This window comes from Pseudoalteromonas sp. bablab_jr010 (genome assembly GCF_016464105.1).
In the GTDB taxonomy this organism is placed as follows: Bacteria; Pseudomonadota; Gammaproteobacteria; order Enterobacterales; family Alteromonadaceae; genus Pseudoalteromonas; species Pseudoalteromonas simplex.
Genome location: NZ_JACDWV010000085.1, coordinates 41,692 through 55,596, shown reverse-complemented (window position 1 = coordinate 55,596; position 13,905 = coordinate 41,692). Strand labels below are relative to the sequence as shown.

Here is a 13,905-nt window from a genome sequence, read left to right as displayed (position 1 = left end):
TCCTGAAATACAAGTGATTAGATTAAAATAGGAACAGTCAAATGACTTGTAAGGCTTCATTGCATTTTTTAAATGCTGCTTTTATTGCGCATTACACATAAAAGTAAATGATGAAAAATTACAGTGCTAAACATACGAAGAGATTTCGGATGTGTTTTAAAGCTTGACTTTCTATTGAATATAAAATTTTTTTCTTAATGTTATTGAATAATAATGCGAGGCAAGGCGACCTCGCATTATTGTGATGGTGTTATTCTCCTAAAGGAGTCACATCGATACTATCTTCAATACCATCATTGTCGGCATCGTTATCAGCAATTAAGCCCGATTCAGCAATTGCTTGCTCTGATGCGCTGGATAGGAAGAAGTTAGGTTTGCCATCGTGGTCTGTATCGATACTTGCGATCGAAGATGCAGGGAAGTCATCTTTTTTAGCTACTAAGTTAGCATAAAGGGCTGTAAGTGATAGCTTATCTGCTTCTGCATTGACTGAGTGATCGATTAATTCTTTTACTGCGGCATCATTGCCAAGTCGGGCCTGAAAAGTAAGCAATGTTTCAAGGTTACTTTGAATAACTTTATCGGTTTGTAAGAGTACAAACGTATTTGCATTGGCTACGAATGGCTTTAACATTTCAATTGTTTCAGCATAAGCTGAAGCATACTGCTCGTTATTTACTTGGAATCTAGCTAATGATGAGGTGAGAGAATAGCTTTTGAATAGTCCACCACTTGTTTCGCTAGTACTAAGTGTCGCGTAAAGTACTTTATCAAGTAGAGTTTTATAGTCATTAATATCAAGGTTTGATTGTTCTGATTGCAGTGTGGTTAAACTGATATCTAACCAATTTAACGCCATATCAATTAGCCCAGCTTGCACAAGGTATCCGAGTGAACTCAATCGCCATTCTATTTGTGTTTGTTTTTCTTCAATTAAGTTAATTTGAGTGTTAAGTCTTTCTGCGGTGATGGCTACCGAGTCATTCTGAGATACAAATCCAAAAATAGCTAACTGCTGATTTAAAGCATAAGCAGCAGAGGAAGTACTAAAGTTAGTGTTATTTTCTATAAAGTAAGAATCTATAACCTCAGCACAGCGTTGTGCAAAAATATTTGCTTGTTCTTCCCCACCTAAACTAAGGGTAAAGTCGACAAGGCCGCCACAACCGAATATTCCGGTGACATAATATGCGTTAGTTTCATTTAACACATACTCTTCAGAAAATAGGATGTTTGCGGCGTAATCCGTCAGAATTAGGCCAAGTTCATTTTCACCTCGAACTCGAAGAATATCAGCAGCACCTGGTTGGCCTGATGAAGTTATAAGTGTTTGATAGAAACTTTTTGCATTAGGTGTTTCGCCACTCATAAAGTATTCTTTAGCGTTTTGCACCGCATCCTCTATGGAGATACCCGCTTGTAGTTTGTTAGCTACTTCATAAGCAAAAGAAAATTCAATAGCATCATCTTTGTCATCTTGATCTGTAAGTAAAGCAAAGGCTGGGTTATTTGAAAGCTCTACATCATATAAAGCTTTAATATTTGCTGTTAACACTTCTAATGGATAGGTGTATGTCGCTAAAGTTGCTTCTGCATATGGGCTTGCAGTAAAGCTATATGTATTATCGAATCCAACAACACCATAATATGAAAGCGCTAAGTTCGTATAATATTTTGCCAAATCAACTTCATTGAGCTGTATAAAAGATTGAGCAGCCCATGCAATGTAAAGCACTCTCATACGCTCAGTTGGTTGGCCTTTGTAGTCACCTGATTTTTGAGTAAAATAACCGATTTTTTCACTTAACTCGGCCATGGCTTGGGTGACTTTTACTCCTTCATTTCTTACTGTTTCTGTGTGAGTCGCTGCGTATTGATCTTTAGAAGATTCAACGGTTTTTTTGATTGCAGATATAAATCTAATATAAGTCGCATTATATTCTTCTGTATAAACCTCATTTGCATAAAGTTTAAGTGTGTCTAACATGGCTTGAGCGTATTCGGTTTGGCCAGCTGCGTTGTATTGATTGGTTAGAGTCAGATAAAACCCCGGATCTGAGCTGCTGATGTTATCTAGGCCTTTTTCAGCAAGGTACTGATTGTAAAGAGTTGCAGCATCTTGTCTAAACGTTAAAGCCCTCTCGCTTAAACTTACTAAATCAAGAGATTTAGCTGCATCTAAATAGGCTTTTGCTTTTGTGTCTATTGCTGAAATTTTGCTGAAGTGTTCGTCTGCTTTCTCAGCAAAGCCTGCAATAAGATAACCAATAGCTAATTGTGTGTTTACTTCGTCCATGTAAACATCATCATTGATATTGTCACTAATCGCTTGTGCTTGTTTTAAATGAGAGTTATTTGAGCTGTAGTAGTAATTAAGTTTATCTTCGTTAGTCACATAGGACGGTTTTAATTCAATGGTTGCGCTGATAGGCGAGCTAATAATGCCATCGGTAAATTCGATAACAAAGCTGTCGTTAATTTCTGACAACGTATCAGCTGTGAATAGAAATTCACCCGTTTGTTCATCTAGAGTAAGGGTGCCGTTGGCAGGGGCCGTTACTAAAGAAACAGTCACAGTGTCACCGTCAACATCATTAAATACTAATGTGCCTTCAGTCGTTGTTGAGGTGGTTACAGTGATTGATTGGCTCGCCAGTGTTGGCGTATCGTTAACGTTATTAACCGTAAAAGTAAGTACTGCATCAGTACTTAAGCTGCCATCAGTGGCGGTAACGGTTACTGTGTCTTGGCCTGCAAAATCTTCTTTTGGGGTATAGCTAAAACTACCATCAGCATTTAAAGCAAATATCCCGTTACTTGCTGCAGAGCCGAGGGTATAGCTAACAGCATTATCACCTGTTGCCACAACTTGACCTGTAATAGATGTATCTTCATCTAGAGTGAACGCTGAGTTGCTGGTGAACTCAGGTGCATTATTACTATCTGAACCGCCACAGCCAGTGAGTGCAAATGCAATCACAAGTGGTAAATACTTTATTCTATTAGTCATGTTTATACCCGCATTTATTATTGGTAATTTCAAAAGGGAGGGAATGTTATCATTATAATACGAATGATAATAGATCTTAATAGCGTTTATTTGTGCATTTTTATGCAATTGTAGTGACTCAGACTTGAAAGCTTAGGTAGAAACTATGCTTTCCATCTGAGAATAATCGCATCATTGAAAATTAAAGCTAATTCATAGCAGTTATTTTTCCCGAGCTGCGTTAGACTATTGTTATTGATGTAATTAACCGAGGTCTCAAATGATTGAGTATCCTGTTGACCAACTTCCCCAGTTAATTGATGACTTGCTTCAGTGTGACACCACAACACGCAAAAATAAGTTACTTACTGATGCTAAAGAAAAGCTTTCTACAGAACATTTATCGTTATTGTTTGAAGCGCTACCTAAAGAGCAACGTCTAGAGATTTGGCAATTACTCGATGAAGACACGCAACATGAAATCTTCATTAACTTAGGCGGTGATAGCTGTCGCTGGTTATTGCAAAGCTTAGATGAAGCTGAAGGTTTTAAGCTACTTGACGAAGTGAGCGTAGAAGAATTACTTGAACTCGAAGAAATTATTCCTGAGCGCTTTGTTGATTATGCACGTAAACAACTTGATGAAGTTCAAACAAAGCAGTACGACCTTGCACAGCAATATAACCCAGAGCAGTTAGGTCACTGGCTCGATTTTGATGCGCTAAAAGTGTCGGAAAAACTGACTGTAGCAGGGGCGCGTAAAATTTTTCAAAAAGGCTTACCGCAATACACCGAGGTGATTTATTTGGTTAGCCGTAAGGGAACACTTATTGGTGAAGTGGCAATTAATGCTTTGTTTAAAGCCAATGATAACGACAGCCTGCTGGATTACGCGAACCTTGATGTATCGGCTTTACATGCTGATGACGACCTATACGAAGCTGCTGAAGTGGTTATTCATAGTGAACAAATGGCGATGCCTGTTGTGAATGCCGACAACAAACTAGTAGGACGATTGTCAGTGTCATCTGCTTATGAATTGCGTCAAGAAGTGACCGACGAAGCCGCTGCAAAAGCCGGTGGTCTTCGTGAAGACGAGGATCTGTTTTCAAGTGTCACTAAGTCGGCAAAAAACCGCGGTATTTGGCTTGGTATAAACCTAGCAACGGCATTTCTAGCATCTTGGTTTATTGGTTTGTTTGGCGCAACCATAGAGCAAGTGGTTGCGCTGGCGGTGCTGATGCCAGTTGTTGCCTCTATGGGTGGGATTGCAGGTAGTCAGACGTTAACGGTTATTGTACGCGGTCTAGCTCTTGGTCAGGTTACCGACTCCAACCGCAAAGCACTGTTAAAGAAAGAGCTAAGAGTAGGGGCATTAAACGGCTGTGTTTGGGCCTTTGTGATTGGTGTACTCACTTATTTTTGGTTCAACGATGGTATGTTAAGTTTAACAATCACTATCGCTATTTTACTTAACTTAGTTGCCGCGTCGTTATCAGGGGTGGTGATCCCATCGATTTTAGATAAGCTTAAAATTGATCCAGCCCTTTCAGGTTCTGTGATCCTTACCACAGTCACCGATATCGTTGGTTTTGTCACTTTCCTTGGCCTGGGTAGTCTTCTTTTACTTTAAGTGGTTAATGCGCTGGCTAAGATAATTAGCCAGCTTCATTTCGATTATGCTGTTTCTTTACGGGTATTGGTTGCAATTACCTACAATTCCAATATCACAACGTTTTGCTTTGCCATCAAAGGTCCAAGTTGAATTGTTCTAACTTATACAAGTGACTATTCGAATTTATTCATTATTTAGCGTCTCTATTAAGATACTGGATTAGAACTATTGTCGGTTACATTTATTAATTTAGTTAAAAAATACTGTTATAAAGTATTAAACTTTGTTAGCTTTCTGAAGGTGTTATCACTGAGATAATTGTGGATGAAGAAAAAGTTAGCCATGTTATTGCTGGGGTTATCTAGTTTTAATGCCTCAGCCTCTGAAAACTTTAGTGATCATGAGATGTTTTGTGAGCGGCAATCGCAAATTAGTTGTCTAGATTACATTAATCAGCAGCTTGCCAGCAGCGAGATTGGCTCTGCGCGTTGGTATGAGATTAAATCGTATCAGTTAGATTACTTCTACGACAAAATGGAATTTCAAACTTTAAAGGATCGCGCTGAGCCTTTTATTACAAGTGAAGAATTGCCAGTCGTCTTTCAAGTACAAGTTTACTTTTATTACGCAAAATCAACACACTATTTAGGTGACTCAGAAACTGGTCATAAATATGCGACGAAAGCGTTTGAAAAGCTACAAGCTATTTTTGATTCGTTTGGTAATCCGATGCGTATGGTCGAGCTGGCCAATTTGCAATTTGTGTTTGGTAATAAAGAAACAGCGTTGCAAATTCTTGATAGGGCAGAGCGCCGTTTTGGCAAAAGCAAAGACCCCATTTTTCATTTTGAATTAGCGTCGAATAAAGCGAATGTTTTTCATTCATTAGGGGATATAGATGGTGCACTTGTAAACCGACAAATTGCAGCTGATTGGATTTTAAAAACTAATCATAATCGTAAGATTTCTGTAGCATTAGGTAACTTAGCCCGTACTCATCAACTTCTTGCTGATTATGTGAAAGCTGATCATGTTTATGTGCAGTCACTCAAATTCATGGACACGGACTCAGATCGCAACGCAGTTGCTATTTATAAATTACGCCTTGCTGAAATCAATTGGCAAGCTGGCAAGCCAGCACAGGCTTTAAAGTGGTTTAAACAAGTGCATAAAGAAGACATTCGTCAATCACATGCGAAACTTTATGCACATCTTAGTAATGTGCTTTAGATAGTGTAAAAACACCCAGATTTTTCATCTTCACCTGGCGCTAAAATTTGTAGATGGGTTGAATCGCCTTGCTCCATCAAAGGTTTCATAGTTTTATCAAACTGCTTAGCGGCATGTTCAATTAACTTTGCTTGCTGCTCTAGCGCTTTAAAATCGGCATCATGAGCAGCCATCAGTTTATTGAGCTCTGTAGCCAACTTATCTTGCTCTTTTAATAAGCTTTTATTAATTCGCAGGTGATTCTCGTCTTCAATAACAGCTTTTTCGGCGATCGCTTCTATTTGCTCAGAGTACTCAGTCACTTGTTGTTCTATGTTGCTAATTGGTTGCTCTAGCGCTTCTAGTTTTACTTGCTCATGTTTAAGCTCTAGGTATGCAGCAATCTGTTCGTTATTGAGGGTAATTTCGCTCACCTTTTTACAGTCTTTAAAAGTGATAACGCGATAATCACCTTGGTCGTTCGCTGTACTGGCATTAGAGAGGCCGATACAAGCGGTAGTGGCAGCAATTAAGAGTGCGCTTGCGCTGATGCGTACTAAATTCATAATGATATCCTACAGGGTTATGTTATTTAGTTAGTCGTCGCAAGTATGAAAAAGGTTGTTTAAGTTTTAAATTTATATCCCACACCATAAATTGACTCAATGTAATGACTATTAGGGTCGGCTTGTGTCAGCTTTTTACGCAAGTTTTTAATGTGTGAATCAATACTACGCTCGTAGCTCTCAAAGTACTTCCCTTGGGTCATGGTTAATAAATCTTGGCGTGAAAAAACCTTATTGGGTGAGGCAATTAATATTTTTAATAAGCTAAATTCATTAATTGTTAGTTTTAGCTCTGCATTATTTACCAGTACTTTGTATTCGCTCGGATCAACAATAATATTGCCCGCTTTGAGCGTATTTGGTGCGGTAGTTGGCATTCGGCGGCGCTTTAAAATAGCCTTAACACGTGCCATTAACTCTTTTGGTTTAAATGGTTTAGTAACATAGTCATCGGCACCGACATCAAAACCAATTAAGTGGTCAATTTCTTCAACCCGTGCCGTAAGCATAATAATAGGCACATCACTGTATTGTCTTATCTTGCTACACAGCTCGATGCCGTTAGTGCCTGGCAACATGATATCGAGAATAATGAGGTCAGGGTTTAGCTCATTAACAGCATCAAGTGCGCAGGTGCCATCGTGAATTAAGCTTGTTTTAAACCCTTCCAGATATAAATATTTTTCTATTAGTTCGGCAATTTTAACTTCGTCTTCAATAACGAGAATATGCTGTTTTGCTAAGGTTTCTGACATATTATTACGCCTCTGCAAGCGGGAGTTTTAACGTTATACACAGACCGCCTAAACGGCTTTTAGTTGCATCTATGCTTCCATGGTGAGCTTCAATAATTGTTTGGCAAATCGCCAAACCTAGGCCAAAACCGCCGGTTTTTCTGTTGCGAGAGCTATCGGTGCGATATAAACGATCAAACAGTTTTTCAAGGGCTTCATCGGAGACACCGGGGCCAGAATCTTCTATCGACAAAAATACATGATGCTTAGACACGGTTAAATCTAACCAGACTTTTTGCTGTTCATCGGTATAGCGTAAATTATTTTCTAAAATGTTTTGTAGTACTTGTGTAATACGATTCTGATCAGCCAAAATTATTACGGGTTGCTCAGATAAGGTTGCATTGAGGGTGATGTTTTTTGATTGAAATTTAAAGGCATATTTATGCGCTTGTAAAGTTACTAAGGTATTAAAATCAATCTCTTCCATCTGGTAGTTGAAGCTGTATCTGTCAAGTGTGCTGACTTTATGTAAGTCGTTCACAAGTCGACTTAACAGCGCCACTTCTTCTTGTAGTGAACTTATCGCTTTTTGGTTGGGCTCGATAATGCCATCGTTAATTGCTTCAAGTTCGCCCTCTAAAATAGTTAAAGGCGTACGCAGTTCATGAGAAATATCCATAATCCATTGACTTTGCTGCGATTCAAAACGCCTAAGCTCTGTGGCAATACGGTTGAAATCTTCCGCTAAGGTGGCGAATTCATCACTACTATTTACTGTAATTTTGGTCTCAAACTTGCGCTCAGCAAGGGCTTTTGCGCCTTCTTTTAGTTGTGAAATAGGATTAGTAAAATGACGTGCGAGTAAGTAACTAAACAATAAAGCAATTAATAAACCAATCCCCGCTGTCCACAAACTGATATTAATTTGTGTATTAAGGTAATGCTGAGTAAGCGCGCTGACATGGTTACCGTTAGCATGCAACTGCAGCACTGCAACAACGGCACCATTGTGAGTGATTTCTTGCTCGTTCACGACCTCAGTATCGGTATTGCCTGCAATCAATATTTTGCCTTTTGCATCAAGCAAGCTGAGGCGTTTTTCAAAAGGCATAAAGTCATCAGCCATCGGTTTATTGCGAGGTGGTGGCATTCCCTCATTTTGCATGTGCTTTTGAGGGGGGCCTTCTAGTGAAAAAGGTCTGGGCTCTCTTGGTTTTGGTCTGTTCGGCGAAAACAATAAACGGCTTGAGTGAAAATTGCGGTTAATTAGCTCATACCACAGAGCTTTAGAGTCGATAAACATACCAATCGAACCCGTTTGCTGGTACTGCTGGCTAATTTCAGTGGCTATAAGGTTAAATGCTTCGTTGTCTATATCCTCAAATACACTATTGAGCATACGCTTATTAGTTATTGCATTAAGACCAAACATGGTCAGTACCAGCAGTAACGTAATTATAAGATTGGTAATTAAGAGTTTGTGAATTAACTTCATAGGTATAATAGTAAAATGTAATAGCCAAAATTGAATATACTATAAATGTCTATTTTTTGGCATGTGCATCCTAATCACTCTATAAAAGCACCACTTTTTCTACACAAAGTCTCTACATTTGTTCTTTATACTCGACGCTAATTATTCAAGTTAACGAAGGGGCACAAGGTGACTTTAAAACCTGAACTATATACTCGTAGAAAAATGCTAAAAACATTAGGGGTTTCTCTTGCTACTGTGCCTTTGTTGGCATTTTTAGGTTGTAACTCAGACACAATATCGTCAACGGACACAACCTCAGACACCGACACATCAACGGGCACAGGCACCAGCACTGATACAGGCGATACAACAACCACGAACGACAGTGAATATGTATCGGGCACAACAGCGCTTATTACTGATGACTTTCCGGATGACAGTATTTTTGAAACATCCACCGCATGTGTGTTAGCACTTACTAAAGCAACAACAGAAGGCCCCTGTTACTTCCAAGCTGATTCAGACGAAGATATTTCGGATGGCTTAACCGGTTTGCCTATGATGCTTTGTTTACAGTTAATTGATAGTGACTGTAACCCACTAGCAAATTACGAAATATCGGTTTGGCACTGTGATACCCGCGGTATTTACTCGGGTGATACAAGTAGTAGTTCTGATAGCTCACGTTTTGCCGGTGACTTCTGTACTGATGGCGATACCGAAGCTGAGGCAAGCACCTGGTACCGAGGTTCATTGATCACAGATAGTAGTGGTCGTGTGAACTTTAAAACGCATTTTCCAGGTTGGTATTCGGGGCGAACTATTCATATTCATTTTAAAGTGTCGAACAACAATAACGACTATGTAATTAGTCAGTTTTGTTTTACAGATGCGTTCGCTAAAGAAATTTGTACTACTCACAGCGAGTACAAATCACGAGGTGAACAAGATACAACCCTTGCTAGCAACGATAATGTGTTTGGTAGTGATTATGAGCAGTTTATTTTAAATACAGCACAAAATAGCGATGGCACTTTATTGGCCTACCACACTATTCAGATTAATTAAGCAACCCATCATTGTAGGTTAGGGCGTGTTAGCAATTACTGCTTTCACGCCCTATTTTTTAAAAGCTATAAGTGATGTTACCGTAAACAAAACGACCATCTAAACTGTATGGCGTAAATGCACTGTAGGTAAAAATTTGATTGAAATCACTATAACCGATATTGCTTACAGTATCTTGAGGGTACTGATCAAATAGGTTATTAGCGCCTAATGCAAATTTCCACTGCTCATCGGGACGATAAGCTACCTCTAAGTCAGTGATCCATTTAGCATCAATAATTTCATCACCTTCAGGCGTACTTGAAGTGTCAACGACTTCGCCATAACGGGTTGCACGTAATGTGGTCTGAAAGTTTTCATAATCCCATGTTGCAGATAGGTTCCACTTATCAGCAGGAGTGCCTTCTTCAAAGCGAGTGATTTCACGACGTGCGAAGTATTGATAGTTATCACCTAGTGCTTCTAGCTCTGCTGGGTTTTCTTTAACGTGTGTGACTTCTGTGTCGTTAAAGTTAACCGCAGCACTTAAGCGTAAATCACCATAGTTTTCTAAACCTAATGAGTAGGTAGCTACAATATCAACACCTTGCGTACGTGAATCAATAGCGTTTGTAAAATATCGAACGCTTTGAGTGTTTTGTTCACCAGCTGCAGCTAGAATCGCTTCAACTTCGGGACCACTTAAGTTTTCAGACAATACGATACGGTCGTCAATTTCAATGCGATATGCGTCAAGCGTCAGGCTAAAACCGCCTTGCGTAAAGATAAAACCCGCCGTCATATTAACTGATTCTTCAGCATCAAGTTTGCGTGCCCCTAGAGCTTGGGCTGCAGGTTCATCAACTGGGAATAAACCGACCTCACTTGGAATACCGTTTTCAAATACAGTACTTACTGATTTATAAGAAGTTTGTGCAAGTGAAGGCGCTCTAAAACCTGTGCTAATTGCACCGCGTAACGACAATGACTCGTTAATGCTGTAGCGCGTAGCTAGTTTAGAGGTAAAAGTGCTGCCAAAATCGCTGTAATCTTCAAAACGACCAGCCAACACTAGATTCCAATCTGTTGTTAGGTAAGTATCAAACTCAGCAAATACCGCAATGTTATGGCGGCTTTCGTCAGTTGCACTTTCTGGAGAGAAACCAGCTAACACTTGTGCGCCACCAGCAGCAACAGGGTTGCCATCGTCATCCAATACGGTGATGTATGAAGCCTCTTCACCTGCTTTGATTTGATAATTTTCGTGACGATACTCAGCGCCCACGGTAACAAACACATCATCAGGTAAGCCAAGGTCAAGAGTATTGCTGGCATCCATGTTAATTAAGTATTGCTCATAAACAAGGGCGCCGTTATCAAATTCAGTTGGGCTGCTAACACCCATCGACGTATTTAAGCTATTACTGACCCCTAAGCCGAAATCGTTGCGACCATAATTGGTACTTACATCCCATGTCCAGTCATTGGTTTCGCCGTTAACACCGATCGCAAATGAATAGTCATCAACATCCGTATCTATTTCAGGTAAGAAGCCGTTAGGGTATACTTCGGTTAAGTTACGAGAGTCTTTGGCACGGCGATAAAAGCCTGCCGAATTACCTTTACGGTTTGAGTAACTAGCAAACGAGTAAAGTGATAGTGAGTTATCAAACTCGTAACCTAGATTATAAAAAAGTGCATAGTCTTCGATATCGGCTTTACCAAAACGATGATTGTAACGGTCGAAATCAAATTCACGTGAGTCTAGGTTGCCATTATCATCACGACTGTATTGCTCGCGTTGATCAATTCCCGAGCGGTTTGTTGGCTCGTTATTGCGAGATTCGATAGAGATGTTTATAAAGCCGTTATCACCTAAAGCAAAACCGGCATTCGCGCTTGCTGTTCGCGAAATACCATCGTTTAATTTACGATCACTGCCTTTTGCAAAGCTCAAGTTACCATCGTTATCAGCGCTTGTGCTTAGTAGTTGCGGCGAGCCAGCCATTTGCGTGTCGTATTCACCGTAAGTGTAGCTAACGCTACCGCCCTCATCAGCGTCTTTTAGTACAATATTGATCACGCCAGCAATGGCATCAGAGCCATATTGTGCTGCAGCACCATCGCGAAGAATCTCAACGCGCTTAATAGCTGAAGTAGGAATATTGTTTAAATCAACGGCCGTCGAGCCACGACCCACTGTGCCACCTAAATTTAATAGTGCGCCTGCATGGCGACGTTTACCGTTTACTAATACCAGAGTGTGATCAGGAGCAAGGCCACGTAAAACGGCTGGTTTTGCATGATCAGTACCATCGGCAAGAGTGGCGCTAGGGTAATTAAAACTTGGTAACTGTGAAGCAAGTACTTGGCTAATTTCAAGCTGACCAGTACTTGCTAAGTCGCGACTTGTTAGTAGATCAACTGGCACTGTACTTTCAGAAAGGCTACGTAAACTCCTACGTGTACCTGTAACAGAGATAACCTCAATATCTTTTGCTGTATCTTCTGTATTTTGCTCAGCAGCGATTGCAGTCGCTGATGCAGCTAACGTACTTGCGATTGCAAGTTGCAAAGGTAATTTTTTGAATAATGTCATTATTGTTCCCATCTGACTTATCTAACTGAATTTAGTCTATAATACGAAACGGGAACAAACAAATAACATTAAAATATAGTATATGTGTTACTTATGATTGTTGTTGAATTTATGTTTTTATTGTTACTGTTATGTTTACGCGCTAATGCTTATTTTATTTCTGCCCTCTGTTTTTGCTCGGTATAAAGCAGTATCTGCAGCGCAAATTAATGCTTCTGAAGTACGATATTGATTATTGAACTCGCAAGCAATTCCTTGGCTTACACTTATTCTAAAATCACTCGGTAATCCTATGTCAGTAAATGGCATGTTATTTATTTTTATTTGAATATGTTTAGCAATGGCGGCGGCCGTGTCTTTTTGACAGCGGGGTAATATAATGGCGAATTCTTCACCGCCATAACGCGCTGCTAAACAATCGCGAGAAGGGAGTGATTCTGCGATTATACTGGCTACTTTTTGTAAGCATTTATCGCCTTTTACATGACCAAATCGGTCGTTGAATAATTTAAAGTAATCAATGTCGATTAATATAGTGCTAATGGCTTGGTTGGTTTGTACGCTTTCTTGCCAATGCTCTTTTAATGACTCTTCAAGGGTTAATCTATTTGCAAGGCCGGTTAAATGGTCAGTGGTAGCCTGTTTAATTAAACGATTATATTGCTCTTTGTGTGATGATAAATCGTGTAATACACAAATAAATAAATTTTCTGCAACGGCAATGTTTTTTGGCAGGCTCGATATACATAAATCCGCCTCAAGGGTTTTACTGTCGGCACGGTTTATTTTAACTTCGTTTGGCCCAAGACTTATCGGCGAGTCTTTATGGTCTAACCAACTGAGTAGGGTATACATGTATTTATCACGGTCGGTGTCGTGTAGGTAATGTAAAATGTTTTGCCCAATTAACGCTTCTTGGTTGTCACCTAAAAGCTGTGCTGCCATCGGGTTTGCAAATTCAAACGTGCCTTGGCCATTAATGATAAACACTCCTTCAGGGATGCTCTGAAACATTTGTGCAATCAGTGCAAGTTGCTCTGAATTGATAGACTGCGCAAGTGCGCTTTTCGTTTCTGATTTAGCAGTGCTTGGTTGTTCATTTTTATTAGTAGACACGTTCGTTTCCTTTTTACCGATGCAAACGATTTTGGTGTCTATAAAGTTACTTAAAAAAGTGCAAATTAACCTTCCGGTAATCTTCTGGTTTTAATTTGTTGTTTTATAATGTAAAAAAGCTCCTAAAAAGGAGCTTTTCACGAGAGGCTTTTAGTTTTCTTTTTCGTTCTCAACTTGTGGATCTGCACTTTCATAGCTTGTGCCATTGCACTCTACGATGAAAATCATACACGCAGTACCGCTATTTTCATCTGAATCGGCAATCTCAATTGTTTGACCATTGTTAGTGACTTTAAAGCTAAAGTCTTGCTCGCAATCACCTTCAAGGTTTGCAAATTTAGCATCTGTAAATTGAAAGCCAGCATCCACTGTTGCATCATCAAGTGTATAAATACCTAGGCTGTTTCTTTCATTCACAGTGCCGCCTCCAGAAACTTGCTGACCGTCTTGGAAGTATGTGAATAAAGCTTCATTTTCAGTGTTAAGTTTAATATTCACTGAAAAATTGTAAGTTTGACTTTCGCTCATTGTTATTACCTTCTAGTTGTTT

At 39.6% G+C, this 13,905-nt stretch carries 10 protein-coding genes; 3 read left to right on the top strand and 7 right to left on the bottom strand.

What is annotated here, in order from left to right; translation table 11 throughout:
- Positions 1 to 250: 250 nt before the first annotated feature.
- Entirely contained in the window at positions 251 to 3,010 is a 2,760-nt protein-coding gene (locus JIG37_RS07990; protein WP_199529130.1) for a cadherin-like domain-containing protein, read from the bottom strand.
- A gap of 259 nt (positions 3,011 to 3,269) precedes the next feature.
- Between JIG37_RS07990 and JIG37_RS07985 the strand changes: the two genes are divergently transcribed.
- Positions 3,270 to 4,622, top strand: coding sequence for a magnesium transporter (locus JIG37_RS07985; RefSeq protein ID WP_199529129.1), 1,353 nt, complete (start codon positions 3,270 to 3,272; stop codon positions 4,620 to 4,622).
- A 306-nt stretch (positions 4,623 to 4,928) separates the two neighbouring features.
- Positions 4,929 to 5,834: a hypothetical protein gene (locus tag JIG37_RS07980; protein WP_138619559.1), complete on the top strand. Its 906-nt coding sequence runs from the start codon at positions 4,929 to 4,931 to the stop codon at positions 5,832 to 5,834.
- Here JIG37_RS07980 and JIG37_RS07975 read toward each other — a convergent pair.
- The 3 genes from JIG37_RS07975 to JIG37_RS07965 are packed head-to-tail and all read right to left on the bottom strand — an operon-like array spanning position 5,831 to position 8,548.
- The gene (locus JIG37_RS07975; protein WP_199529128.1) at positions 5,831 to 6,379 is read right to left on the bottom strand and encodes a hypothetical protein; all 549 of its coding nucleotides are present in this window, start codon (positions 6,377 to 6,379) and stop codon (positions 5,831 to 5,833) included. The two genes, JIG37_RS07980 and JIG37_RS07975, sit on opposite strands and share 4 nt — an antisense overlap.
- Positions 6,380 to 6,438: 59 nt before the next feature.
- Complete coding sequence (locus JIG37_RS07970) at positions 6,439 to 7,134, bottom strand: response regulator transcription factor (protein ID WP_166339112.1); 696 nt, start codon at positions 7,132 to 7,134, stop codon at positions 6,439 to 6,441.
- Positions 7,135 to 7,138: 4 nt separating this feature from the next.
- Positions 7,139 to 8,548, bottom strand: coding sequence for an ATP-binding protein (locus JIG37_RS07965; RefSeq protein ID WP_199529127.1), 1,410 nt, complete (start codon positions 8,546 to 8,548; stop codon positions 7,139 to 7,141).
- Positions 8,549 to 8,779: 231 nt separating this feature from the next.
- On the opposite strand from JIG37_RS07965, the gene JIG37_RS07960 reads away from it, so the two are divergent.
- Positions 8,780 to 9,661, top strand: coding sequence for an intradiol ring-cleavage dioxygenase (locus JIG37_RS07960; protein WP_199529126.1), 882 nt, complete (start codon positions 8,780 to 8,782; stop codon positions 9,659 to 9,661).
- A 58-nt stretch (positions 9,662 to 9,719) separates the two neighbouring features.
- Here JIG37_RS07960 and JIG37_RS07955 read toward each other — a convergent pair whose 3' ends face one another.
- The 3 genes from JIG37_RS07955 to JIG37_RS07945 form a co-directional block, all read right to left on the bottom strand.
- The gene (locus tag JIG37_RS07955) at positions 9,720 to 12,239 is read right to left on the bottom strand and encodes a TonB-dependent receptor (RefSeq protein WP_187489926.1); all 2,520 of its coding nucleotides are present in this window, start codon (positions 12,237 to 12,239) and stop codon (positions 9,720 to 9,722) included.
- Positions 12,240 to 12,374: 135 nt separating this feature from the next.
- Positions 12,375 to 13,355: a sensor domain-containing diguanylate cyclase gene (locus JIG37_RS07950; RefSeq protein ID WP_316247573.1), complete on the bottom strand. Its 981-nt coding sequence runs from the start codon at positions 13,353 to 13,355 to the stop codon at positions 12,375 to 12,377.
- Positions 13,356 to 13,505: 150 nt separating this feature from the next.
- Positions 13,506 to 13,883, bottom strand: coding sequence for a DP-EP family protein (locus JIG37_RS07945; protein WP_199529125.1), 378 nt, complete (start codon positions 13,881 to 13,883; stop codon positions 13,506 to 13,508).
- Positions 13,884 to 13,905 lie beyond the last annotated feature (22 nt).

Bases quoted from the DNA above. Each gene is read 5' to 3' on its own strand.
- JIG37_RS07955 (WP_187489926.1), bottom strand. From the start codon at position 12,239: ATGACATTATTCAAAAAATTACCTTTGCAACTTGCAATCGCAAGTACG.
- JIG37_RS07985 (WP_199529129.1), top strand. From the start codon at position 3,270: ATGATTGAGTATCCTGTTGACCAACTTCCCCAGTTAATTGATGACTTG.
- JIG37_RS07945 (WP_199529125.1), bottom strand. From the start codon at position 13,883: ATGAGCGAAAGTCAAACTTACAATTTTTCAGTGAATATTAAACTTAAC.
- JIG37_RS07975 (WP_199529128.1), bottom strand. From the start codon at position 6,379: ATGAATTTAGTACGCATCAGCGCAAGCGCACTCTTAATTGCTGCCACT.
- JIG37_RS07980 (WP_138619559.1), top strand. From the start codon at position 4,929: ATGAAGAAAAAGTTAGCCATGTTATTGCTGGGGTTATCTAGTTTTAAT.
- JIG37_RS07970 (WP_166339112.1), bottom strand. From the start codon at position 7,134: ATGTCAGAAACCTTAGCAAAACAGCATATTCTCGTTATTGAAGACGAA.
- JIG37_RS07990 (WP_199529130.1), bottom strand. From the start codon at position 3,010: ATGACTAATAGAATAAAGTATTTACCACTTGTGATTGCATTTGCACTC.
- JIG37_RS07965 (WP_199529127.1), bottom strand. From the start codon at position 8,548: ATGTTTGGTCTTAATGCAATAACTAATAAGCGTATGCTCAATAGTGTA.